At 62.3% G+C, this 22,819-nt stretch carries 29 protein-coding genes and 2 pseudogenes; 20 read left to right on the top strand and 11 right to left on the bottom strand.

Translation table 11 applies throughout. The annotated features are described in order from the left end of the window. The first annotated feature begins 92 nt into the window (after positions 1-92). The 9 genes from C5J26_RS31795 (at position 93) to C5J26_RS31750 (ending at position 6,516) form a co-directional block, all read left to right on the top strand. Entirely contained in the window at positions 93-530 is a 438-nt protein-coding gene (locus C5J26_RS31795) for a Na+/H+ antiporter subunit B (protein ID WP_105405395.1), read from the top strand. Next, a complete protein-coding gene (locus C5J26_RS31790) occupies positions 530-907 on the top strand; it encodes a Na+/H+ antiporter subunit C (protein WP_105405394.1) in 378 nt (125 codons plus the stop codon). The genes C5J26_RS31795 and C5J26_RS31790 overlap by 1 nt, the downstream gene beginning before the upstream one ends. Before the next feature lie 399 nt (positions 908-1,306). Then, positions 1,307-2,872 carry a Na+/H+ antiporter subunit D gene (locus tag C5J26_RS31780; protein WP_105405393.1) on the top strand — a complete coding sequence of 522 codons (1,566 nt, stop codon included), beginning with the start codon at positions 1,307-1,309 and terminating at the stop codon, positions 2,870-2,872. After that, positions 2,869-3,342, top strand: coding sequence for a Na+/H+ antiporter subunit E (locus C5J26_RS31775; RefSeq protein WP_105405392.1), 474 nt, complete (start codon positions 2,869-2,871; stop codon positions 3,340-3,342). The genes C5J26_RS31780 and C5J26_RS31775 overlap by 4 nt, the downstream gene beginning before the upstream one ends. Next, a complete protein-coding gene (locus C5J26_RS31770) occupies positions 3,339-3,743 on the top strand; it encodes a cation:proton antiporter (RefSeq protein ID WP_105405391.1) in 405 nt (134 codons plus the stop codon). Before C5J26_RS31775 ends, C5J26_RS31770 begins: the two co-directional genes overlap by 4 nt. Continuing rightward, on the top strand, positions 3,740-4,084 hold the full coding sequence (mnhG, locus tag C5J26_RS31765; RefSeq protein ID WP_037083993.1) for a monovalent cation/H(+) antiporter subunit G: 345 nt from the start codon (positions 3,740-3,742) through the stop codon (positions 4,082-4,084). Before C5J26_RS31770 ends, mnhG begins: the two co-directional genes overlap by 4 nt. Positions 4,085-4,519: 435 nt before the next feature. Beyond that, positions 4,520-4,951, top strand: a complete 432-nt coding sequence (locus tag C5J26_RS31760) for a MucR family transcriptional regulator (protein ID WP_037083991.1) — start codon at positions 4,520-4,522, stop codon at positions 4,949-4,951. 313 nt (positions 4,952-5,264) lie between these two features. After that, on the top strand, positions 5,265-5,696 hold the full coding sequence (locus C5J26_RS31755; protein WP_105405390.1) for a helix-turn-helix domain-containing protein: 432 nt from the start codon (positions 5,265-5,267) through the stop codon (positions 5,694-5,696). After that, on the top strand, positions 5,689-6,516 hold the full coding sequence (locus C5J26_RS31750) for a DUF6456 domain-containing protein (protein WP_245441346.1): 828 nt from the start codon (positions 5,689-5,691) through the stop codon (positions 6,514-6,516). Before C5J26_RS31755 ends, C5J26_RS31750 begins: the two co-directional genes overlap by 8 nt. Before the next feature lie 63 nt (positions 6,517-6,579). Here the strand turns inward: C5J26_RS31750 and C5J26_RS31745 are convergent, their stop codons facing one another. Further along, positions 6,580-6,903, bottom strand: coding sequence for a helix-turn-helix domain-containing protein (locus tag C5J26_RS31745; protein WP_245437525.1), 324 nt, complete (start codon positions 6,901-6,903; stop codon positions 6,580-6,582). A gap of 127 nt (positions 6,904-7,030) precedes the next feature. Here C5J26_RS31745 and C5J26_RS31740 point away from each other — a divergent pair, with 127 nt between their 5' ends. Next, entirely contained in the window at positions 7,031-7,624 is a 594-nt protein-coding gene (locus C5J26_RS31740) for an NADPH-dependent FMN reductase (RefSeq protein WP_105405387.1), read from the top strand. Positions 7,625-7,722: 98 nt separating this feature from the next. Here the strand turns inward: C5J26_RS31740 and C5J26_RS31735 are convergent, their stop codons facing one another. Further along, a complete protein-coding gene (locus tag C5J26_RS31735) occupies positions 7,723-8,484 on the bottom strand; it encodes an SDR family NAD(P)-dependent oxidoreductase (RefSeq protein WP_105405386.1) in 762 nt (253 codons plus the stop codon). A 155-nt stretch (positions 8,485-8,639) separates the two neighbouring features. Between C5J26_RS31735 and C5J26_RS31730 the strand changes: the two genes are divergently transcribed. Beyond that, the gene (locus C5J26_RS31730) at positions 8,640-9,248 is read left to right on the top strand and encodes a TetR/AcrR family transcriptional regulator (protein WP_105405385.1); all 609 of its coding nucleotides are present in this window, start codon (positions 8,640-8,642) and stop codon (positions 9,246-9,248) included. Here C5J26_RS31730 and C5J26_RS31725 read toward each other — a convergent pair. Both C5J26_RS31725 and C5J26_RS31720 read right to left on the bottom strand, forming a co-directional pair. Then, positions 9,245-9,667, bottom strand: a complete 423-nt coding sequence (locus C5J26_RS31725) for a SufE family protein (RefSeq protein WP_046631459.1) — start codon at positions 9,665-9,667, stop codon at positions 9,245-9,247. The two genes, C5J26_RS31730 and C5J26_RS31725, sit on opposite strands and share 4 nt — an antisense overlap. Positions 9,668-9,898: 231 nt before the next feature. Further along, positions 9,899-10,318, bottom strand: coding sequence for a DUF5330 domain-containing protein (locus C5J26_RS31720; protein ID WP_046631663.1), 420 nt, complete (start codon positions 10,316-10,318; stop codon positions 9,899-9,901). 465 nt (positions 10,319-10,783) lie between these two features. Here C5J26_RS31720 and C5J26_RS31715 point away from each other — a divergent pair, with 465 nt between their 5' ends. Together C5J26_RS31715 and C5J26_RS31710 are read left to right on the top strand one after the other, a co-directional pair. After that, on the top strand, positions 10,784-12,319 hold the full coding sequence (locus C5J26_RS31715) for a HAMP domain-containing sensor histidine kinase (protein ID WP_172746218.1): 1,536 nt from the start codon (positions 10,784-10,786) through the stop codon (positions 12,317-12,319). Beyond that, positions 12,291-13,223 carry a peptidoglycan-binding domain-containing protein gene (locus tag C5J26_RS31710; RefSeq protein ID WP_105405383.1) on the top strand — a complete coding sequence of 311 codons (933 nt, stop codon included), beginning with the start codon at positions 12,291-12,293 and terminating at the stop codon, positions 13,221-13,223. The genes C5J26_RS31715 and C5J26_RS31710 overlap by 29 nt, the downstream gene beginning before the upstream one ends. 248 nt (positions 13,224-13,471) lie before the next feature. On the opposite strand, the gene C5J26_RS31705 is transcribed toward C5J26_RS31710, so the two are convergent. Next, entirely contained in the window at positions 13,472-14,641 is a 1,170-nt protein-coding gene (locus C5J26_RS31705) for a hypothetical protein (protein ID WP_105405382.1), read from the bottom strand. 390 nt (positions 14,642-15,031) lie between these two features. On the opposite strand from C5J26_RS31705, the pseudogene C5J26_RS33765 reads away from it, so the two are divergent. Beyond that, a pseudogene (locus C5J26_RS33765) lies at positions 15,032-15,121 on the top strand (peptidoglycan-binding protein); the annotation flags it as partial. Between the two features lie 435 nt (positions 15,122-15,556). Beyond that, positions 15,557-15,928 (top strand): nuclear transport factor 2 family protein, encoded by a 372-nt coding sequence (locus C5J26_RS31690; RefSeq protein WP_105405399.1) that lies wholly within the window; start codon positions 15,557-15,559, stop codon positions 15,926-15,928. A 229-nt stretch (positions 15,929-16,157) separates the two neighbouring features. On the opposite strand, the gene C5J26_RS31685 is transcribed toward C5J26_RS31690, so the two are convergent. Continuing rightward, the gene (locus C5J26_RS31685) at positions 16,158-17,024 is read right to left on the bottom strand and encodes a LysR substrate-binding domain-containing protein (RefSeq protein ID WP_105405381.1); all 867 of its coding nucleotides are present in this window, start codon (positions 17,022-17,024) and stop codon (positions 16,158-16,160) included. A 106-nt stretch (positions 17,025-17,130) separates the two neighbouring features. On the opposite strand from C5J26_RS31685, the gene C5J26_RS31680 reads away from it, so the two are divergent. After that, the gene (locus C5J26_RS31680) at positions 17,131-17,523 is read left to right on the top strand and encodes a tautomerase family protein (RefSeq protein ID WP_046638374.1); all 393 of its coding nucleotides are present in this window, start codon (positions 17,131-17,133) and stop codon (positions 17,521-17,523) included. Positions 17,524-17,576: 53 nt separating this feature from the next. On the opposite strand, the gene C5J26_RS31675 is transcribed toward C5J26_RS31680, so the two are convergent. Together C5J26_RS31675 and C5J26_RS31670 are read right to left on the bottom strand one after the other, a co-directional pair. After that, a complete protein-coding gene (locus tag C5J26_RS31675; protein ID WP_007772654.1) occupies positions 17,577-17,744 on the bottom strand; it encodes a Thivi_2564 family membrane protein in 168 nt (55 codons plus the stop codon). A 139-nt stretch (positions 17,745-17,883) separates the two neighbouring features. Next, positions 17,884-18,219 carry a GIY-YIG nuclease family protein gene (locus C5J26_RS31670; RefSeq protein WP_105405380.1) on the bottom strand — a complete coding sequence of 112 codons (336 nt, stop codon included), beginning with the start codon at positions 18,217-18,219 and terminating at the stop codon, positions 17,884-17,886. Positions 18,220-18,346: 127 nt separating this feature from the next. On the opposite strand from C5J26_RS31670, the gene C5J26_RS31665 reads away from it, so the two are divergent. Continuing rightward, positions 18,347-18,691, top strand: a complete 345-nt coding sequence (locus C5J26_RS31665; RefSeq protein WP_105405379.1) for a DUF1491 family protein — start codon at positions 18,347-18,349, stop codon at positions 18,689-18,691. A 4-nt stretch (positions 18,692-18,695) separates the two neighbouring features. Here C5J26_RS31665 and C5J26_RS31660 read toward each other — a convergent pair whose 3' ends face one another. Then, positions 18,696-19,736, bottom strand: coding sequence for a DUF2336 domain-containing protein (locus C5J26_RS31660; protein ID WP_105405378.1), 1,041 nt, complete (start codon positions 19,734-19,736; stop codon positions 18,696-18,698). A gap of 659 nt (positions 19,737-20,395) precedes the next feature. Between C5J26_RS31660 and C5J26_RS33010 the strand changes: the two genes are divergently transcribed. Continuing rightward, complete coding sequence (locus C5J26_RS33010; protein ID WP_172746217.1) at positions 20,396-20,572, top strand: hypothetical protein; 177 nt, start codon at positions 20,396-20,398, stop codon at positions 20,570-20,572. A gap of 14 nt (positions 20,573-20,586) precedes the next feature. On the opposite strand, the gene C5J26_RS31655 is transcribed toward C5J26_RS33010, so the two are convergent. Both C5J26_RS31655 and C5J26_RS31650 read right to left on the bottom strand, forming a co-directional pair. After that, entirely contained in the window at positions 20,587-21,201 is a 615-nt protein-coding gene (locus tag C5J26_RS31655) for a DUF1254 domain-containing protein (protein WP_245441345.1), read from the bottom strand. Positions 21,202-21,286: 85 nt separating this feature from the next. Continuing rightward, entirely contained in the window at positions 21,287-21,880 is a 594-nt protein-coding gene (locus C5J26_RS31650; RefSeq protein WP_105405398.1) for a DUF1214 domain-containing protein, read from the bottom strand. Positions 21,881-22,005: 125 nt separating this feature from the next. Here C5J26_RS31650 and C5J26_RS31645 point away from each other — a divergent pair. Beyond that, positions 22,006-22,288, top strand: a pseudogene (locus C5J26_RS31645) (type II toxin-antitoxin system RelE/ParE family toxin). After that, complete coding sequence (locus tag C5J26_RS31640; protein ID WP_105405376.1) at positions 22,260-22,580, top strand: HigA family addiction module antitoxin; 321 nt, start codon at positions 22,260-22,262, stop codon at positions 22,578-22,580. The pseudogene C5J26_RS31645 and the gene C5J26_RS31640 overlap by 29 nt, the downstream one beginning before the upstream one ends. Positions 22,581-22,819 lie beyond the last annotated feature (239 nt).

Genomic DNA, 22,819 nt, shown 5'->3' with positions numbered 1-22,819 from the left:
CCTCCCCAACCCCTCCCCACAAGGGGGAGGGGCTTCACTCGGCGGTCCGTTTGGGGTTTCCGCCCCGCGCCACAGCAAATGGAGGTGTCCCCATGAACACTCTCATCCTGCGCACCGTCGCCCCGTCTCTTACCGCGTTGATGCTGCTGTTCTCCGTCTTCGTCCTGCTGCGCGGCCATAACGAACCTGGTGGCGGGTTCATCGGCGGGTTGATCGCGGCCTCGGCGCTGGCGATCTACGGCATCGCCTTCGGCGTGCCGTCGGTTCGCCGTGCCATCCGGTTCCACCCGATGGCGATCGCCGGCTTCGGCCTGCTGCTCGCCACCCTTTCCGGCGTGCTGTCCATCTTCTTCGGCGTGCCGTTCATGACCGGGCTCTGGGTCTATCCGGTCATTTTCGATGTCGAGCTGCCGCTCTCGACGGTGATGTCCTTCGATATCGGCGTCTATCTGGTCGTGGTCGGGGCGATTACCTCGATCGCGCTGGCGCTCGAACAGGAGCCGGGCTCCGACGTGGAGGGGGAGGACTGATGGAAGCGCTGTTTTCGATCCTGATCGGCCTGTTCTTTGCGGGCGCCATCTATCTCATCCTGTCGAAATCCACCGTGCGCATCCTGCTGGGCGTGGTGCTGCTCGGCAACGCGGTCAACCTGCTGCTCTTCACCGCCGGCCGGCTCACCCGCGAGGTGCCGCCGATCATCCCGGCCGGCATGGACGCGCTGTCGCCAGGCGCCGCCAATCCTCTGCCGCAGGCGCTGATCCTGACGGCGATCGTCATCTCGTTTTCCTTCTTCGCCTTCCTCCTGGTGCTGACCTACCGCGCCTACCAGGAACTCGGCACCGACGATACCGACGAGATGCGGCTCGCCGAACCGCGGCAGGAACCACTCCCGCCGCTGGGATACTGAGAGGATGGTTTTGCAGGTTGTCATGTTCTTTCCCGCCACTGGCTTTGAATGCCGCGGCACCCCCCTCTGCCCTGCCGGGCATCTCCCCCTCAAGGGGGGAGATCGGCCAGGGGCGGGCTTCCTGCTCCCTATCGCTCCGCTTTCTGTTGAGCGATATGGGACGCGAGGCGGTGCGGCACCCTTAACCCTCCCCCTTGTGGGGAGGGTGGCCGGCAGGCGGGAGGGGTTTTATTCACGGCGAAGACCCCTCCCCAACCCCTCCCCACAAGGGGGAGGGGCTCCACGCACCGCCTCGCATCCCATATGGCATCGCCCTGCGCTCGCGGGGGACTCCAAGAGCGGGGCGGGGCGAATGGCTCGACTTGGGAAAATTGACACGCCACCCGGAGGTCTCCACTGATGGCCTCTCCTTCCGTCGACCTCTCCGCAGCCCTGATCCTCGCCGCCCCGGCGTTTCCCGACTGGCTGGTCGTTCTCCCCGTCGCGCTGATGATCGGCCTCGGTGCGGTGCTGATGATGGTGCGCAAGTCCGTTCGCCTGCATGGCGGCATCGCGATCGCGGGGTTGGCGCTGCTCGTCCTCCTCGATGCCGCTCTGCTCTGGCGCGTCTCGGTGCATGGTCCGGTCACCATGGTGATGGGCCGCTGGCTGCCGCCGTTCGGCATCGCTTTTACCGCCGACCTTTTCGGCGCGGTCATGGCGCTCGCGGCGGCCGTCGTCGCACTTGCCGCCGGCATATTCGCGCTCGCCGATATCGACGCGAGCGGCCGGCGCTACGGCTTCTATCCGTTCCTGATGCTGTTGATGGCCGGCGTCACGGGCGCGTTCCTGACCGGCGACATCTTCAACCTCTATGTCTGGTTCGAGGTCCTGCTGATCTCGTCCTTCGGCCTCCTGATCCTCGGCTCGCAGCCGGAGCAGATCGACGGGGCGCTGAAATACGCGGTCCTCAACCTGATCGGCACGACGCTGTTCCTGATCGCGGTCGGTTACCTCTATGCGATCTTCGGCACGCTCAACATGGCCGATATCGCCGGCAAGGCGGCAGGCCTGCGCGAGACCGCGCCGCTGACGACGCTGACGGCACTGTTCATCCTGGCGTTTGCGATGAAGGCCGCCGCCTTTCCGGTGAATTTCTGGCTGCCGGCCTCCTATCACACGCCGCGCGTGGTCGTGTCGGCGCTGTTCGGCGGGCTGCTCACCAAGGTCGGCATCTATTCGCTGATCCGCGTCACCATCATGCTCTTCCCCGTCGAGCGCGAGGCATTGAGCTTGATTGTCGCCATCTCGGCGGCGCTCACCATGCTGGTCGGTGCGCTCGGCGCCCTGGCGCAGAACGATATCCGCCGGCTCGTCGGTTACGTGGTCATCGCCGGCATCGGCAACATGATGGCGGGCGTCGCGATCGGCACGCCGGCGGCCGTCAGCGGCGCCATCCTTTATGCGCTGCATTCGGTGGTGACCATGACCGCGCTTTATCTGGTGTCGGGGGAAGTCGGCCGGCTCGGCGGCACCTGGGCACTCTCCGGCCTCGGCGGACTTTACCGGAAGGCGCCGTGGTTCTCGGGCGCCTCCTTCCTGCTGTTCCTCGCCGCCTCCGGCCTGCCGCCGCTCTCCGGCCTGTGGCCCAAGGTGGCGCTCCTGAAAGCTTCGCTCGATATCGGCGCCTGGTGGCTGGCCGCGGCGATCCTCCTTTCCGCCTTCCTGGTCACGCTGGCGCTCGCCCGCGTCTTCCTGCTTGCCTTTTGGCGGCCGCAGCCCGACCCTGTTCCCGAGGCTGCGGCTCCGGCCGGCTCGCCCGCCGATTGGCGTATCGCCCTGCCGCTCGGCTGCCTGACGGCGCTCGTCGTTCTTTTCGGCCTGCTGCCGGAACCGCTGCTCGATCTCGCCCAGAGGGCGGCGGAGGGGCTCGGCGAGCCTGCGGCCTATATCCAGTCGGTCTTCCCGGGAGGGACAGCGCGATGATCACTTATATCCTGTCACTGGTCTTTGCCGTCGTCTGGGTCGCGGTCACCGGCAGCGCCACGCTGCATAACCTGATCTTCGGTTTTGCGCTGTCGACGCTCGTGCTCTGGATCGTCCGCGACGAGATGGGCGCCCGCGGTTACTGGCGGCGGCTTGGCCGCATCCTGTCGCTGCTCGCCCTGTTCCTGAAGGAGCTGGCGCTGTCGGCCTGGAAGGTGGCGGTGCTGGTGATGAGCCCGCACATGGACCTGAAGCCCGGCATCTTTGCCTTCCCGCTGACCGTCACCCGCGATTTCGAGATCACCCTGCTTGCCAACCTCATCACGCTGACGCCCGGTACGCTGTCGGTCGACGTTTCCGAGGACCGCAAGACGCTGTTCGTCCACGCGATCGACTGTTCCGATGTCGAAGCCACGAAACGGGATATCGCCAACGGCTTCGAGCGCAAGATCATGGAGGCGTTCCGATGACGACGGCTGAAATGATCATCTCCTACGCGGTCTGGCTGGCGCTTGTGGTGCTTGGCTTATCCTTCCTGCTCACCGTCTGGCGGGTGATCAAGGGGCCGACGCTTCCCGACCGGGTCGTGGCGCTCGACATGCTGACCGGCATCGTCATCGGCTTCATCGCATTGATCGCCATCCGCACCGGCTTCACGCTCTATATCGATATCGCCATCTCGCTCGGCCTCGTCGGCTTCCTCGCGACCGTGGCTTTTGCGCGGTTCATCCTGTCGCGCGGCAACAGGGAGGCGCCGAAGGGGGACATGATGAAGACGTTCACGGCGTCGGTGCCCGAACCGCGACGCAAATCCGCGGCAAGGCGCCCATCCGGCACCGAGCCGGCCGTCCGGCGGAAGGCGAAGAAATGATGGATATTCTATTGGCCGCGATAACCGCACTTCTGATCCTTGGCGGCGCCGGGTTCGCGCTGGTGGCGGCGATCGGCCTCAATCGTCTGCCGGACCTCTATACTCGCATGCATGCCGCGTCCAAGGCGGGCACGGTCGGCTCCGGGCTCCTGTTGCTTGCGGTCGGCGTCCATGCGGGCGACCTGCCGACTTTTGCAAGAGCGCTTGCAGGCTTCTTTTTCTTCGTGCTGACAGCGCCGATTTCGGCGCATCTGCTCGCTATGGCAGCACACAAGGTTGGCTATCCACTTTGCGCTGAGTCCGTCCGGGATGAAATGAAGGATTACGATAAGCGAATATAATCCATTCTGGACCGAGTTATAACCCTGTCGCGACTGAGCAAATGCCCATCTATTCATCAGTAAAGCTGATGTAGGGGCGATATAGGTGGCAGAAAGGCTGGTAACCGGCAAAATTCGCACTTGGAGATGAAGCGAAGCAGTGGTACTTCATTACAAGTAGAGTGCAGATGTTGTTCTAGATTAGGCGTTCCCTCGTCATTTTGGTGAGTCGACAAGTTCTTCCGATGAGGAACAATAACGCCGTTCACACGCAAGGGAAGGTTCCAATCGAGCGCAATATCCGGTGTGAACCGTTTTCTTTTCCGCATGAAGCTTAGGGGTAGGCTTCGGTCGCAAGACGGCGGGGCGGCATAGGTTTTCTCCGGGAGACTCTACGAACGGGCAGGTGTCGCGGAGGTCGCGGGGCCAGCCAGTCACTTAAACAGGAGACAGGAAATGACAGACGTCGCATTGGGCAAAAGCCCGGATCTGCTGGTAGAGCTGACCGCAGATATTGTGGCCGCCTATGTGAGCAACCATGTTGTGCCCGTCAGCGATCTTTCGAATTTGATCGCGGACGTGCATTCGGCGTTGAGCAACACCTCTTCGCCGGCACCGGTTGTCGTGGCCATCGAAAAGCCGAAGCCCCCGGTTCCGATCAAGAAATCGATCGAGGATGACTATCTCATCTGCCTGGAGGACGGGCAGAAGTTCAAGTCGCTGAAGCGGCATCTGATGACTCACTACAACATGACGCCGGAAGAGTATCGCGAGAAGTGGGGCCTGCCGGCCGACTATCCGATGGTGGCCCCCGCTTATGCGGAAGCCCGCTCCAGGCTCGCCAAGGAAATGGGTCTCGGCCAGCGCCGCAAGCGCGGCAAGGCCTGATCCGGGCGACGCCCGACAAGGCAGGGAGGATTTGAGACCAGCCCGATGAGGACCGATCGCAACAGCGGCGGGGTGGCTGGTTTTGGCATCGACGTAAAGATGCGGATAAAGAACCGGGCCGATTGAGTGCCCGGTTTTTTCTTTTTTGAAACAGGCATCGCGGGGATGGGTAGAGGAAAAAAATCCCATTATCTTTCGGGAGCTTGTGGAAATTATCAACAATTTCAGCTTATAATTGCGTGGAGGCGGTTTCCAGCGTCCCCGTTTTTGCTCTAGGGTGTATGAATTAATTCCTATTAATTGAGGAGTTGTCATGCCTTTCGAGAGATATTTCCAGCCCTCCGCCCCGCCTTCCTCTTTGCCGTTTTCCCCGCCTGTGCCGCTGGATACGGCCGGTTCGCCGATGCTTCCCTCCAGCCTGCCGCTCAAGAGCGCCTGCCGCATCGTCCGCCAGATGGTCTCCGAACTGGTCCAGCTTTTCGGCGATAGGGTGATGCTGCGCCGCGACCGGCGCCGGCTTTCCTGCCATGTGCGCCAGATCGCCATGTATGTCTGCCATGTGGCGCTCCAGATTTCGATGAGCGACATCGGCGAGGCTTTCGGCCGCGACCGCACCACCGTCGGTCACGCCTGCCACGTGGTCGAGGATCGCCGCGACGACCTCGCCTTCGACGAGTTCGTCTCGGCCGTCGAGCGCATCGTCACCGCCGTGTTCGGCCTCTCGGAGGTAGCGGCCCATGACTGAATCAATCCGGAAACCCGTGATGGACAAGGCTGTGGACCCGACCCTCAGGCGGCACCTCCTGCGACTGATCCGCCAGCTCGCCCGCGGCGACTGCGCGATCACGGCCGGTGAGGCGGGTGAGATGAGGCTCGTCGGGGCGGAGGAACGGACCTATCCCGAAGCGGTGATCGCCCAGGCCCGCTCGCTCGGGCTGGCGCAGCTCGGCGACGGAAGGATCGCTGCAAGTGCGGCGGCGTCCAGCTTCCTTCGCCGTGCGCTGGTGACGGGCGAGGAGGCCTTCGTCGAGCAGCATGGCGAGATCGTCGTGACCTCCACCGAGATCGACGGCGCCCGCCAGCCGGTGCGCCGGAACCTTGCCGAATCACCGCTCGGCGTGATCGCACGAATGAAGGACCGCGACGGAAAACCCTTTTTGCCGGCCGAAGCCTTGGACGCGGGCGAGCGGCTGCTCGCCGATTTCACCCGCGGACAGCTCCAGCCCCGCGTTACCGCCTCCTGGGAACCGCGGCTCGCCACCCGCGCCAAGGGCACCGCCGGCGGCCAGGCCGACATCGCCGACAGCGCGATATCAGCCCGCAACCGTTTTTCCAGGGCGGTGGAAGCGATGGGGCCGGAACTTTCCGGCGTCGCGGTGGATGTCTGCTGCTTTGCGAAGGGTCTTGAGACGGTGGAACGCGAACGCCAATGGCCGGCCCGCTCGGCCAAACTCATGCTGCGCACCGCGCTGCTCGCACTTGCCCGCCATTATGCGCCGCCGGCTCCGGCAAAACGCCGCCAGAACCACCACTGGGGAGCCGAGGATTACCGGCCGGTCCTGTGACGGAGAAGACTTGTGAGGGTGACGCTGCAAATGCCGCCCGTGACCGGTTCCGCAAGCACCGGCCTACTGCGCCGCCCGTTTCGCTGCATAGGCGGCGCGGGCGGCGTCTATCCTCGGGGAGTTCGCATGTGTCCAGTCGGCCAGCGCCTGGACCGGTTCCCAGAAATCCCGGCCGAGGTCTGTCAGGGCATACTCCACCTGCGGGGGCGTCGTCGGGGTGACGGTCCGCGTCACGAAACCATTCTCCTCGAGATCGCGAAGAGTGGAAGCCAGCATCTTCTGGCTGATCTCACCGATCTCACGCTTCAGTGCATTGAAGCGAAGAGGGCCGTTACCCAGAACGCGCACGACCAGAAGCGTCCACTTATCGCTGATCCGGGCCAGCATGCGGCTGATTGGCCCGCAGGACACGGTATCCTCGCGGTTACCTGGTTTCCGTAAAGTGCTGTCTTGATGGGGCACCTGATCCTCGGATAGATGGTTACGGACAGAAACCAACATACATGAGGATACCATGGTTCCGAAGCCCAAAATCGCGGTCATTATCGGCTCTACCCGCCCCACCCGCTTTGCCGACAAGCCGGCACAGTGGATGTTGAAGCAGGCGCAGGCGCGTGACGACATCGAGGTCGAACTGATCGATCTGCGCGACCACCCGCTGCCGTTCTTCGACGAGATGGCCTCGAACATGTGGATGCCGAGCCAGAATCCGGAAGCTGTCCGCTGGCAGGAAACCGTCGGCCGCTTCGACGGCTATATTTTCGTGGTCGCCGAATACAATCATTCGCTCACCGGCGTGCTCAAGAACGCCCTCGACCAGGCTTACAAGGAATGGATCCGGAAGCCCTTTACCGCCATCGGTTACGGCGGCACGGGCGCGTCGCGCGCGGTGGAACACCTGCGCGGCATCGCGGTCGAACTGCAGATGGTATCGACCCATGCCGCCGTCCATATCGGTGGCGGGGACTTCATGGCGGTCGCCCCCAGGGGCGGCAACAAGCCGATCGAGGAGATCGAGGCAAATCTGTTGGCTTCTGCCAAAACGGCGCTCGACGAGCTGGTCTGGTGGGCAAAGGCCACAATGGCCGCCAAAGCAGCGGAAGCCTGATTCCTGATGCCCAATCCCTGAGCTTCGTTTGAAGCTCAGGGATTTTCAGGCTGATGACCCGATCCGGGCCTTTCTGTCGAAGATCCGGGCTTCGGCGCTTAGATTCCGATACCACCAGCCATGTTCACGGTCTCACCGGTGATGTAGCCAGCGTGTGGTCCGGCGAGGAAGCAGATGGTTTCGGCCACCTCTTCGAGGGTTGCAATGCGACGGATCGGATGCATGTCCAGGATGGCCTCACGGTTCGGAAGCTCGCCGGCAACCTCCGCCGCCATGTCCGTCGGCATGATTCCCGGCTGGACCACGTTCACGGTGATATTGCGGGGGCCAAGGTCGCGCGCGATGCCCTTCGCATAGCCGGCGAGCGCCCACTTTGTTCCGGCATAGTCGGCGACGCCCGAGAAGGGCACGACTGAGCCGAGACGAGAGCCGACGAAGATGATCCGGCCGCCGTCGGTCAGCTTTTGCGCCGCCGCGCGGGTGTTGGCGATCGTGCCCAGCACATTGACCTGCCACTGGCGATTATAGTTGTCCCAGTCGAGTTCCGGATCGTCCACCATCTGGCCCTGGATGGCGATGCCGGCATTGTTGACGAGGATGTCGAGCCTACCGAATTCCGCCATCACCGTGTCGATCAGGGGTTTTGCGGAAGAAAGGTCGGCCTGGTCGCTCTTGACCGCAATCGCGCGAGCGCCCTTTGCCCTGAGCTTTTCCACGACGACTTTCGCCTTCTCGGCCGAGGCCGCGTAGCTGATCGCTACGTCTGCTCCGTGATCGGCGAAGGCTTCCGCCGTCGCGGCACCGAGGCCGCGCGAACCGCCGGTAATGAGGACGACCTTCCCCTTGAATATGTTGGACATGAGTATCCTTTCCCAATTCGACGAGGGTTCCGCTCGATCCTGCCAAGCGGCGCCCAATTTCATAACGTATGTTACAATAACGATCGGTATGAAATTTGACAGGGCCGGTCAAGCGGTTTAATAACGATCGTTATGAAAATAACAGGACAGAGCTGATGGGACGCCATCGCGAATTCGATGTGGAGAAGGCGCTCGACGCCGCGTTATGCGTCTTCTGGCGCAAGGGCTATGAAGGTGCCTCCTACGCCGACCTGACCGAGGCGGCGGGTGTCGAAAGACCCGCCCTCTATTCCGCGTTCGGCAACAAGGAAGCGCTCTTCCGCAAGGTCCTGGCACGCTACTACGAGCGGTATGTGGACTATGTTCCCGTCGCACTGCAGTTGCCGACGGCGCGTGAGGTTGCGGCGCACCTTCTCCAGGGTGCGATCGACCTCACCACCCGTTATCCCGACCACACGGGATGCCTCGCCATCCAGGGGGCCCTGGCGGGATCGGATGAAGCGGAGCCTGTCCGCCAGGCCTTGATAGAGGCGCGCGCCGAAGCCGAAGCGCAGCTTCGCGAACGCTTCGAGCGGGCAAAGGCCGAGGGCGACCTGCCGGAGACGGCGAGGCCCGATACGCTTGCGGCATTCCTGATGGCCGTTCTTCACGGCATGGCGGTGCAGGCAAAGGCTGGCTTCAGTCGCGACACGCTGGAGGCTGTTGCCGAGCAGGCGCTCGCCACGTGGCCCGCAGGCAGGGGCGAGGGGTCTTTTGCGCCCTAAGCCGCAGCCCTGATCCGTGCCTCTTCCCGGATGCGCTTGACCATCGAGCGCAGCCCGTTGGCGCGCTGGGACGACAGGTGTTCGACAAGGCCGATGCGGTCGAAGATTTCGATCGCGTCTGTGGCGGCGATCTGGGAGGCGGTCCTGCCGGAATAGACGGCGAGCACGATGGCGACGAGGCCGCGCACGATATGGGCGTCCGAATCGCCGTCGAAGGTCATCACCGGGTCGGCGCTGCCGTCCCCGAGATGGCTGACCAGCCAGACCTGGCTCGCGCAGCCCTGCACCTTGTTCTCCGCGATCTTCTGGTCGTCGGGAAGGTCCGGCAGCGCCTTGCCAAGTTCGATCACGTAACGATAGCGGTCTTCCCACTCGTCGAGGTATTCGAAATCTTCGATGATCTGCTCGAGGCTGGCCATAAGCGCTCCGGTTCTTCTATCCGCTCCATATAGGCACTGCAGGCTCGGATAAAAGCAAAAAAAACGCCGTGAGGGGTAAACCTCACGGCGTCAGCAAATGCTGAATGACAGGGCAGGCAGATCAGGCACCGGGAACCGTGGCATTGAGAGCCCGGTGCAAGCTTTGAAATTCGAATTCGGATCAGACGTCCGGTATCAGGTCGATCTGGTGCGCCGACCTGATGCGCGGGATTAGTGGGTCGGCCGTTTCTGCGGGACCGGAACGGTGCCGGTGAAGATCGTGTCGGCGCCGGTTGCGGCTGCCGTTTCGGCCTGCTTGGCCGGGAATGGGGTCGGTTCCGGATCGGCAAGCACCGCGGTCCGGGTGCCCTTGTCGCCGAACTGCTTGTCGAGCAGCTCGAAGGCGACCTGGGCGCCCTGCCTGGCTCTCGTGCCGAGCGCCGAGAAGGTCTCGGCACCCTTTTCACAGACCTCAGGCTTTTCGGTGCAGATGGCGCTCACATATTGATAGGCTTCGGTCGCAGCCGAAAATGCATTGCTGACCTGCAGGGGCGAAAGCCCGTCGGTCTCGGTCGCCGGCTTGCTGCTGAAGTAGGAGAGCACTACCAGCACCGCCGCGAACCACATACTTCCCTTGATGAGAAACCACATCGTTCTATCCACCTGTTTTTCCCGCTCTTGGGTATCGAGCGGGCCGCCGGATCTGTGCCGGTCTTGAACATGGTTGTACCGCCGGGAAGCAAATATGGCTTTGACGAGATCGTTCGGTTTTTCGGCAAATTTGCTTAAAATGCGAAATATCGGCATTTGCAGCGTCTTTGCCGCGAACTTGAATCGAATTTTAGCGATCGATGTTAAGCATAATTGCGGCGGTCCGCCCGAAACCTAGGGCTTTGTCGGGCGCCGGTTTGCCACAAAGGTTAACGCATTGCGAAAAATCGAAGCAAATCCGCCGCTTACGTGGCGTTAACCACAAACTCGGAAGGCTTGGCCCTTCTGTCCCAAAGCCGGATTTTGGCCCATTGCGGGACTTCCAGACACCCCTTCTTTTATCCTTTCCTTAAGCCACGGGGGCCTATTGTCGGCTTCGATAAACGAGTCTGTGCAGGGTTTTGCGTGCGCGTATTGAGTAACATTGCCGGAAAGGCGGTCATGCTGGTCGACGAGACCGCAAGCCGCTGGCTGACGCGCCTCGGCGAGGGCGACACCGCGCGTCCCGGCGAAATTGCCCAGTTCCGCCGGCTCGTATTCTGTGGCCTTGCCGCATTCGTCACCGTGCCGCCGGCGCTTGCGCTGCTCCTGCCGCCGGCGCTGGCCCTGCCGGTCGGCGTTGCGCTGGTTCTATCGCTTTTCCTTCTGGCCGCAGCCGCCTCCTTCGCTTTTCCGCGCCATGCCGTGGCCTCCGTTGCTGCGCCCCCACCGGAAGACGCTGCCTTCGATGCGATGCCGGGCCTGTCGCTTATTCTCGATCCGCATGGCCTGCTGGTGAAGACTGGCGGCCGCGATCAGCATCTGTTTCCGCCAAGCCTGCGCGAGGCGGCCGGTGAGCCGCTTGCCGAGCGCGTCCACGTGTCCGACCGGATCGGCCTCGTCCAGGCTTTCGACATGCTGCGCCAGGGTGTGCCAAGCGCCGCTGCCGATGTCCGCATCGAACGGCCGTACTCGGCGGCCGGCCGCCAGTTCCTGTCCGTTCGCCTCGACATGACCGCCATCCGCGACGGCGAAGGGGAACTCCTCTACGTCCTGGCGCAGGCGCGCGACATGTCGGAAGAAGAGCAGCTCCGTCTGGAAGCCGCGGCCAATGTCGCCGAGGCCCGTTCCGCCCATGAGGCGAAGTCGAGGTTCCTCGCTGCCGTCAGCCACGAGCTGCGCACCCCGCTCAACGCCATTCTCGGTTTTTCAGACGTGCTCATCGGCGAATATTTCGGCCGGCTCGAAAACGATCGCCAGCGCGAATATGTCGGCCTGATCCGCCAGTCCGGCGGCCATCTCCTGTCCGTCGTCAACACGATGCTCGACATGTCGAAGATCGAGGCCGGCCGTTACGAACTGCTTGCCGAGCCCTTCGCCATCGCCGAAGCCGTGGAAACCTGCCGTGCCATGCTCGATCTGACCGCCCGTGAAAAGGGCGTGACGCTCACCAGCCGCGCCCCGCGCGGGCTTGGCGAAGTGATCGCCGACCGCCGCGCCGTGCAGCAGATCCTCATCAACCTGGCCGGCAACGCGATCAAGTTCACCGGCCCCGGCGGCGTCGTGTCGATCGACGCCGTGCTCGAGGGCGATGACGTCAAGATTTCGGTCAGCGACACCGGCATCGGCATCGCGGCGGAAAAGCTGCAATATATCGGCCAGCCGTTCATGCAGGTGGAAAACGCCTATACCCGCACCTACGAAGGTACCGGCCTCGGACTTTCTCTGGTAAAAGGTCTGGTGGCGCTGCACGGCGGTCGGTTCACGATCGCCAGCCGTCCGGGCGAGGGGACCGTGGTGACGATCTCCCTGCCGGCAGACGGCTCGGGCGTCGAAGCAAAACGGGATGACTCCCGGGAGGAAAAAGTCGAATTCCCGCCGCGGCTGAGGGCAGCCCGGCATGCGGCCATGATGGACGAACAGGATTTTATCGATGACCGCGCGGAAGCGAAAATCGCCTGACAGAAAAAAAACTGTCAAGCAACCGGGCATTCTGTCGAACCTGCTGCTGGCGGGAGCGCGGGCTGCTGCGCGCCGGCCGAAAGCCCTGTTTGGCTGCGCTGCCTTCGGCATCGTCTTCTCCTTCGTCGCCGGCAACGCGCTCTGGTACCAGCCGGGCGGCCATCCGTCCCCGTTCCTCGCCACCCGCGATTCCAAGAACCCGAACCAGATCGCCGGTTATCGTCCGGCAAGGCGCACCGCGCCCGCCGATGTCACCACATTTCGTATCGAGCGGGCCGACCCGAGCGTCGTAGCGCCGGCTCCAGCCCCCGCGCCGGCCGCAATGCCAGCCGCAGCGCCTGCCCAGACGGCAGCGCCCGCGCCGACGGTTGTCGCGCCGATGCCGCGCCCGGCGCCGCAGCAGGTCGCCGCCCAGCCGGCAGCATCCCCTGACGCCCAGCCCGCAGCGCCAAAACCCGCTGAGACAGCCCGCGCCACACCGGCCGCGCCGGCAAGGCCTGCGCCGTCCCTGGTCCAGCCACCCCGGCCTGTCTCTCCGACCCGCCCGGCCGAGAGCGCCAATGCGCGCGGCGAAGACCCGGTTGCCGCCGCAATCCGCGCCTCCGAGCGCAAGCCGACGATGACGCCGCCCGCCAATATCCCGAACGGGGCCTCCAGTTCCGGCAGGCCCGTGGCCACGCCCGTCTCCCAGAAGCCGAACGCGCCCGTTCAGCCTACGAACCTGGTACTGCAGATCCAGCGCGGCCTGTCGAACATCGCCTATGCGGATGTCGAAGTGGACGGCGTCGCCGGCAGCCAGACCAAGGCCGCCATCCGCCGTTTCCAGCGCCACTACCGCCTGCCCGAAACCGGCGAACCGGACGAACTGGTGCTGAAGAAGCTGAAGTCTATCGGCGCGCTGTAGGGGCGCACTGTCCCGAATATTCTTTTGCTGGCACGGCAAGTGCAACAACGAACGCTTTGGGCCGAAGCGGTCATTGCAGGATTGAGTTGGGTTCGTCTGAGATGGGGTGAAGGGGACAGGCAGGTTTCGGCGGCTAACTCCGAGGAAGCGGCCATTCAACACCTTGCTACTTGGGCAGGCCCTCGGTTAGCGGTTTTCACCATAAAAGGCGGTTTGTCTGTCGTAGTCAAAGGGGCAAAGGTGAGAGCCTAGGGATACGCGACGGCGATTGCCTGCCGGTGCTCGTCGGTCATCTCCGCTTCGATTTCATCGAACCAAGCCAGCATCTCGTCCCAGTTGCTGCGGCTGAATACCTTCACTCCGTAACGCTTTTCTAAGTCCACCTGCTGCCTGCCTACGATTTCATGCATGGGCCCGTCGATGAGAATAGCGTCACAATAGGGCGCATAGGTCGAAATGTGATCCACGTCGTAATAGAAGCCGGAGTGCCTCTTCAGAGCGTCATCTCTGTTCTGGTAGGCTCCTTGAACCACTAGCATCTTCAGTGTGGCAAACATCCGACTCCTGAGGTCCTGCATCGGGACAGCCTGGAACTGTTCGGTTGAATAGAACTCAACGATGCGTTCTAGCTTAGCCTTGTGGTCCATTTCTTTGGGAAACTGGCTCAGCATCACCTGCACCACTTTGGACATGACGGGCGAGTCCAAGAGGGCTGTGTAGTCGCCCGAAAATATCCGCTTTGCGTAGGTTATGTAGGAGTTGACGTAGCCGTTGGCGGCGGCTTCATGCTCCAACCCTTTGTCTTGTTCGAAGGTGTTGGTCGAGTTTCGCCAGTTCGGGAAAAGGTCAATCAATCCTTCGATAGCTTCGGTTTTTCCCTTTCGGACAACGTCGCGGTCGCGGTTGTAGCCGCCGACGTCAATTCTATAATACCCATCCCACACATGGATGTCGTCGCTGATGGCGTCAGCTTTCTCAAACTCCACCGGCTCGTTGTGGAGCCAAGCGTGGAGGGCAGCCTGCAACTGGTCGTTCTCAATACGGTAGGCGGGCTTGAATTCGTGACCGCGTGACGTGTGCTTGATGAACTCCATCAGTTCCGCGTACCGCTCCCACATGTGCGTTTCGTCCTCGTGGATGCTAGAGAACGGCACAACCAATTGTTGGTTGGCTGTGAGGTTGGAAATGCGTTCGGCCGCCTCGACAAATATGGGATCGTTGGCGCGGAAGGCGTGACTAAAAAAGAACTGGTCCAGATACAGGACCTTCTTCTTCACCTCAGGCAGCGAGACTTTCTCATTGTACCGGCAACGTCCACACCCGCGGTACACGTACCGGGAATAGACATCCACGTTGCCAAAGGCCTGCTTGGCGCCACAGCCGGGACAGTCTCCGATAATGTGGCTGACAAGGGCCATGTTGCGCCGAATCGGGCACAGCACCCGTTCCAGAGAAATAACGAATTTAAGGGTCCGAGAACAGTATCGAGAAAAAGGAGGGCCCTTAAGGTTGGCGGTTGCCTAGACGAACGGCAGCTTTCGAGCGGCGACGGAAGTGCTCCAACCGTCAGGAACTGGGGTCGGGAGCGGACCTTCATGAATGCTTCGAGGGATGCCCACAATTGACGCGAAATCGCCGCGATCGCCCCACAGCCCACGGGCATTTGCCGCCTTCTCAAGGGAGTGCCTCTCCCCGCCGGAACGGAGAGAGGATGAAAGGCAATGTCTCGATATGCAGGAAATCGCCTCAGAAAACGGCGAGATATCAGCTCAATGCGCAAGTAGCGAAGCCCAAACTCCTTTTAATGACGCCGCTTCCAGCGCCACTACCGCCTGCCCGAAACCGGGGAGTCCGACGAACTGGTGTTGAAGAAGCTGAAGTCGATCGGCGCGCTGTAGGGCGGCCGCGCTCAATCTCCCGAATGTTCTCTTGTTTATTACGGCGAGGGGCCACCAGCGACCGCTTTTGGCCCAATGCGGTCATAGTCGGCACGATCTCTGAAGGGCTGCTTTGCCCCCTCATTGCGGTCATTCAACCCGATCTTGCGATGTCTTGAAAGCTGCCGGTCCGATTGGTCACTGAGCCCGGCGAACCTAGAAGACGAAGCCGCCAAAGTTCATCACGAATTCTGGCCGAAGCATCTGGGCAAGACATAGTCTCTTTCGTCCGAAATGCTGCTAGGGCAAGCATCGAGGTGGTGTGTCTGGACCAGTTCCGTCGCATCTTTTCAAATTGGGTCTTCACCCATTGCCCGCGCAGTAATGCACCTCCTGCAAAACGGGAGGAAACATGGTAGGATCGCGAGCTCGCTTTCCCTACTGATGGAGACCGTGATGAACTTGCTTCGACGGCTGAGGGATCTGTGCGATGCCTTCAACGCTCATGATCTCGATCTGATCATGACCTACTTCGCTGAAGACTGCATATTGGAGATGCCACGCGGGCGCGATCCATGGGGGTCTCGCTTGGAAGGCAAGACCAAGGTGCGAGAGGCTCTGGCGTCGCGCTTTCAGGGCCTGCCTGACGTTACCTACAACAACGCTGAGCACTTCGTTGATGAAGCATCCGGAACTGGGATATCGAGATGGACCCTCATGGGTACGTCGGTTAACGGGACAAAGACGGAAGTCCAAGGCTGCGATCTTTATACGTTTCGGAATGGTCAGGTGATCCGCAAAGATTCCTATTGGAAGATCGTCGAATAGCACAAGACCAGATGTTGACGTTCTTGAAGTGCCTCAGTTTTGAGCCGTCGGTCAGCTTCCGGCCCCAAATTTGGTCACTCGACTAAGCCGACGCTGTGTCCGCTTCTGGCGCGAAGTCGCCACGGTAGCCCCACGCCTGGCGGCGTTTGCTGCCGACTGCCGGACATATGCCGCCTCGTTTTGCCACATTCCCGAATGTACGATGTTTCCAGCGGCGAGGGCTCGTCGCTCAACGCATCGCCACCGCTTCCAGCACCAGCCGTTTCAGCTCTTCGGCAGGTGGGGCGAGGCGGGTTTCGGCGACGTGCAGTGCAAGCTCGATCGCGCCGAGATCGGGCAGGCCTGCTTCTTTGGCATCAAGCGCGGCAAGCTGCGCCGGTTTGCCCTCGACGATCCGAGGGGTGACGCCGAGCCCTGCGGTCACGGCGGCCCAGAGGCCGGCCAGGCTCGGGCTAGCGAATGCGTGACGCCAGGCGATGCCGTTGCGGTCGAGCGCATCGATCGCGGCTTTGCGGAAGGCGCAGGGTGGATCGAAGGCGACGATCGCGAGCGTCTCTCCGGGCATATGCCGGAAACCATCCGGGCCGATCCAGGCGATGTCGCGCCTTGCGACGATCTCCGCCCGCGGGCTGGCGAGCGTGCCCCAGGTCAGCGCCACGTCGAGTTCACCCTTGTCGATCGCCTGCACCATCGCGACACCCCGGTCGACGCGCGCCTCGACCCGCACCTTCGGATGGACCTTCGAAAAGCGGCCGAGCAGGTCGGGCAGCCAGGTTTCGGCGAAATCCTGCGGCACGCCGATCCTGACCCAGCCTTCGAGCTTGCCGACGCCGCGCACCGCCGCCCGCGCCTCGTCGTTGAGTTCCAGGATGCGCCTGGCATAACCAAGCAGGATTTCGCCTGCTTCGGTCAGGACAAGCCCACGGCCCTGCTTCTGCAGCAGGGTTTCGCCCACCTGTTCCTCGAGCTTCTTCAATTGCAGGCTGATCGCCGAAGGTGAGCGGCCAAGCCGGTCGGCGGCCTTGGCGAAGCTGCCGAGCTCCAGGCCGAGGGCGAAACTTCTCAACGTGTCGATATCGAGATTGATGGGCAGCATCGTCGTTGAGTTCTGCAAAAGAGTTTGTTTGAAACTTCGCGATTTTCAAAACGATTGTGCGGGGAGAAGATAGCGGCGTCAACAGAAATCCGAAAAGGAGAACGTCATGCCCTTCGTTCATGTCATCATCGCCGGCAAAAGCATCGAGCCGGAAGCCAGGCGCCGGCTGCAGCAGGAAACCACGGTGCTGATGAACACGATCATGCGCAAGCGCCGCGAGGTCACAGCGGTCCTGGTGGAGGAGGTCGATCTTTCCGGCTGGACCGTCGGCGGCGAGCCGCTGGAAGTGGCCGCCCATGTGGAGGCCAATGTCACGCTCGGCACCAATACGGCCGAGGAGAAGAAGCGTTTCATCGAGGCGATGGACGCGCTTTTGAAGCAGAGCCTCGGCGAGATACCGCCCGCCACCTATGTCATCGTCCGCGAGGTCGAGGCCGACGCCTGGGGTTTCGGCGGAGTAACGCAGGAATACCGGCGTACAAATGCAATGACGGCGTGATCCTCATCGCGCCGGCTGGATGGCGCCCGGCATGGCCGGGCGCATCTCTGCCTTTAGAAAACGGCGAGATATTTCAGCAGCGAGATGATGCCGATGATGATGATGATGATCTGCGCGATCTGCTTTGCGCGGCCATCGATCGGCAGGCGCGCGACGAGATAGAGAACTAGGACGATCACCAGGAAGGTGATCAGAATGCTGATCAATGCGGAAGTAGCCAAGCCCCAAACTCCTTTTCATGACAGTGCCGTACGACACCGCCTGTGTAAATATGGTGCAGTGGGCGAAAGGGAAGGGCGCGACAGCGCGATTTTCCGTTTCTTCTCAGGGACTTCCGTGGCCTTGCTCCCGTGGAGTGGCTCAGACCGCCTCGGCGCCGAGCTCCCAAGCCCAGTGCAGATGTCGGTCCTTCAGCGTCCGGTCACGCAGGTAGCCGGTCAGCTCCTCGTCGATCTCCTCCAGCCGCTCGATCGCGAAATCCTCCGGCCGGTTGGCATTCCAAGCGGCTTGCAGGCTCTTGCTCACATGGCTGCCGTGCCGGAGCGTAAACCAGATGCGGTTCTGGATCTTGTCGAGGTCTCCGGAGCGGCCGATCCATCGCTGCCCCATGGGTGCAAAACGGATGGCATAGATGCCGGCCGGAGCCTTGCGTTCCTTGTAGGCGGAGATCGCTGCTTTCCTGTCGATAGTGTTCATGTCCCGTGCCTTCCTTGGTGGAAGTGCAGCTAATATCATCCGGGTAATATTATGGCAATAGTTATATCCGGGTAAAATTGGTGCGAGGTGAGTTTGCGCCCGGCCCCGAAGCGCCGTATGAGGGGCCATGCGCCTGAAATCCGAAATCGTCGTCTCCGCCATGATCCGCCGCGTCTTCGGGCTTGGCGGTTTTGCCGCTGTCGAAAAGAAGGGTGCGGAGGCGGCGGGCGCAATCTTCATCCGCCAGCGTTTTCGCGACGGGCTGGAAACGCTCTACGCGCCGGCGCCGCAGAATTTCTTCGGCGACGAGGACGACGGCGGGCGCAAATTCGAGGTGAGGGCGGAACGGGCCGAGCCGGAAGCCATCCGCGAGATGCTGTCGCGGGAACTGCGCTTCGATCCGGATCTCTGGCTGCTGGAACTGGAGATCGACGACGTCGCCGATCTGTTTGAAGTGGTGAAAGCGATCTGACCGGTCACCGCGCCCGGTAGAGGCCGTTGAGCGGCTTGCGGGCGCTGGCGGTGGTGCGGACCACCCGTGGCTGGCGGCTGTCTTCCGCGCGGTTGTCGCCGAACATCGGCTGATGCTGCTGTTCCGGGTAGGTGTAGCTGTCGGCGCGGCGCCAGGCCTCGACGCGTTTGCCGCATTCGTCCTCGTCGAGCGCGTCCCAGAGCGCGGCGGCGCGTGTCACCCCGTCCTGTTCCGCACCCAGATGGTCGTAGAGCCGCTGCAGGATGAACAGCGCATCGTCCGTCTCCATCGCCAGGCCCTTCAGCGTCGCCGCGAGCTGCTGGCCGGAAATGTCGAGCATGATCCGCTCCGAAAGCCAGTGGCTGGCCGAAAGCGTGTCGGCAAGCACGGTTGCAAACAACCCGGTCTCGCGGTTGCGGGCGAAGCGGACGAGCAGCGCCTCCTGGATCGGCGATAGATTGCGCAAGCCCAGCCGGTCTGCGGCGGGCCGGTCGACATGGCCGGCAAGCGCCTTGATGCGGTTGCGCAGCAGTTCCTCGCGCGTGTTGCGCTCGGCCTCGTCGACCATTTCCGGCGTCGGCCTCAGCGGCAGGAGCGCGCCGAGGTTTTCGGGCGCATCGCTGCGCTTGGTGCGGTCGTGGCGCAAGCCCACCAGCGCGTCGATCACCGTCGGCGACAGCGCCTCGCGGCGCACGATGGCGCGGGCATGCGCTTCCCCTTGGGTGCGGGCGATGGCGATCAGCGCATCGTCGGAAAGGCAGGTCGAGGAGGTGAGGAAAGGGGCTGCAACCGCGATCGGCTGGCTGGCGATGAAGAAGGCGACGGCCGGCGGCACGGTCTTGCATTGCGACAGCGCTGCGACCGCATCGCGGCGGGCCTCTTCGGACGATGCGGAAAACAGGGGGGCGAAGAGCTCGGCGAACTGTCGAAGTTCCGACCGCGAAGGGTACGGAAGACTTTCGAAGCTCGTCACGGTGGCCATCAGCACCACATCCTTTTTACGCATGGCCTGGGGCCTTTCAAGGTCTCGAAACTCATTCGTCACTGGCAAACTCGCAATCAACGCAAAACAAATCCGGAGTGCCGAACGCCGATCAGGTGTGCCGGAAAAGCTCGCCTGGCGTTCTCATCGTACCTTGCCTGGGAAACTCCCGGTGGCGCGCCGTCCGCTCACGCAGCTGTGAGAACATCCGCAGAATGGGGTCGCCTTGGTTTAACCGGATGCTAACTCTTGGAGGGTTAACGGTCTGTAAAAATGGTTCGTTTCGATACGCCGGTAATTTCTTGCAGTCCCGCTGTTTTGCCAGGAAATTGCAGGTCCGATCGACGCCTTTAAAGGCTGTGAGCCAAACCGGCGCTTCTGCGTTTTGGGGTCGGACAACAGACATGTACCGGTAGCAAGTGCTATATTAGCAGTAAGACATTGTTAACGGTGGTCTGGCTGAATCCAGGGGTAACCGGCGTGTGTTTTGCCGGGTTTCAAGTACCGGATGGCCCCGCGTCCCTGGGACCTTCTCGATAACGGCCGGTTCAGGCGGAACCGGCCGTTTATGCCGAAATGTCGTTGCGCTTTCGAACAAGGCGCACAGGCGAGAAAGGCGCGGATGCCCGGACTTCTGTCTCGGGAAGCGTCAGGCCCTTGCAGAGGGCAGGGTGAGATCGGTCCGTCTTCATCCGTCTCGAATTCCTTAAACGGAGACGAGCATGGCAGAGATCGTAATACTGAACAGATGGCGCAGCGAGCATGCGCGCCGGCCGCAGATCAGGATCGGCGAAAGCGACAATGCCGGACAGCTTCTGCTGTTCACCGGCGTGCGATACGAACGTTTCGAGGATTTTGGCGACCGCAAGGCTGAAAACCACGCGGTGCGTGCCGAATAGTCGCCAAACGGAGATCAGAACCGGCTTCGGGAGCGCCATTCGAAGGGCGCGCAGGTAGCTTGGTTCAGGAATTGCGACACGATACCCGCAAAGCTCGGTTGCGGGACGAGACTTCTCAAGACCACATATCCCTCCTCCGCCCGTGCTTCCACCAGGATCGACTGCGAAACCGCCTGCGGCAGCGCCTTGCGCAATGCCGTCAGCTGCATCGGCGAGGCGATCACCACATCCAGCACGCCGCCGGCCGACGTCCGGTCATTGATGCTGAACACCTCGTTGGACGACTGGTCGTAGACGCCGAGCGACCAGAAGGGCACGCCGCCATTGGCGGCCGTCAGCCTCACCGGCCCTTCCGAGATATCGAAGGCGCAGACCGTCGCATCCACGAACGGATCGTCCTTGGAAAGCCCGGCGCGGTCCGGCTTCTCCCCCAGCCGGTAGAAACGATAGATCTCGCCTTCCGCCAGCACCCGCGTATAGGCGTCGCGCTCGCTGAAATCGGGCAGCGCCAGCACGATGATCAGGTGCAGCAGCGCCGCACCGACGAGCCCGGTGATCACCGCCAGCAGAACCTTCAGCGCAAAACCCCGGGAACCGGCCTTCCGGGACGCGAAGTCCCTGGACCCCAATCCCAAACCTCTCGGGCGCAGACTTCTAAATCCCAGCCTTCTAAACCCAAGGCGCCTAAATCGCGGACTTCCGAACCCAAGACTTCTAGACATTGCCGCACCCGGTCTTCTCGATACGCGGCATGGTGAGGTCGATCAGCCCGGAACTGCCGGCCGTCGGCGTGTCGAACAACGTCAGCGTCAGCCGGAACGCGCCGGGCGTCGCGACCGCCAGCCAGTTGCCGGGCTTGGCGGTTGCGGAAATCGCGATGTCGAAACCGCCGTCGCTGCTGCTGTTGCGCAGCACGACGCGGGAATTGAGCGCGGTCGGCAGGTCCGATTGCGCCGAGGGCGGGGCGGCACCGGGGGCTGCGGCAAACAGCGTCCAGAAACGCGCCGGCGGCGTGTGGCCGGTGAGGCGATAGGAGCAGTTTCCATTCAGCCGCTCGCCGGCCTGGTCTACCGAAGCGATGAAGGTAAGGCCTTCGGCGCTCGCGTAGATGAGTTTGCCGGCGCTGGCCCGGTGCGATTTCGCGTAAGGGTCCGCCTGCGCGGTCTGCGCGTCAGGAAAGGCTTCCCACGAGCCGAGCTTGATCGCACCGAAACCGATCGTGGCATCCAATGCCACGAGAGTGGACCATATCCCGCCGCCGAAGGCGATGGTGAGCGCGATCGCGATGAGGAAGGGAACACGGAACACGGGTTTGCTTTGGCCCTCGGACAGCTGTGCCAGAGGGTTAGCATTGATTCTATTGCGAAGGAATGGGGCCGCAGGCGAAACCCGGACCTGTTGCGAGCTATAACGCATTGCGTTATAGTCTCCACATGATCAGGGATTTTGCGGATCGCGAAGCCGAGCGCATTTGGTCCGGCAGGAAAAGCCGGAAATTGCCCCCGGATATGCAGCCGGTTGCGCTGAGAAAGCTACGTCTTCTCAATCAGGCACGCGTTGTCGGACTTGCGCATTCCGCCCGGAAACCGGCTCGAGGCCTTGAAGGGCGACCGTTCGGGTCAGTTTTCGATCCGCATCAACGATCAATGGCGTATCTGTTTCAACTGGACCGAAGGAGGCCCTGCCCATGTCGAAATCGTCGATTACCATGGCTGAGACCGAATGGCTCCACAACCCGCATCCGGGAGAAATCCTGCTGGAGGATTTCCTGAAACCCATGGGGCTCAGCCAGAACGGGCTGGCGCGTGCCATCGGCGTGCCGCCGCGCCGGATCAATGAGATCGTGCTCGGCAAGCGGTCGGTCTCCGCCGATACCGATCTCAGGCTGGCTCGCTATTTTGGCATGTCCGAGGGGTTCTTCCTCGGCCTTCAGGCGGATTATGACCTGATGCAGCGGCGCCGCGAACTGGGCGACGCCTTGAACAGCATCGAGCCGCGCGCAGCCTGATCCCTCAAGGCCAGCATTGATTCCACTGAAGCAACGGGTGTGCGTGTCTTTTCGGCACGCCCGTCCCCATGACTTCGGTACGAGGCCGAATCACTCCCTATAAATCTGCCGTAAGACGCCCGCCGTCCTTCCTCCGATCCCCGCCGGATCGGCGGCGAGAGGCCCGCTGCCTGTGCCGGGATCGGTCATCCAGGGCCTTTGCGTGCCATTCCCAAACAGGGATGATCTTAGGGTTAACC

Origin of the sequence: Neorhizobium sp. T7_12, assembly GCF_002968535.1 — a bacterium.
GTDB lineage: Bacteria > Pseudomonadota > Alphaproteobacteria > Rhizobiales > Rhizobiaceae > Neorhizobium > Neorhizobium tomejilense.
This window is presented reverse-complemented; position numbering and strand designations above follow the sequence as displayed.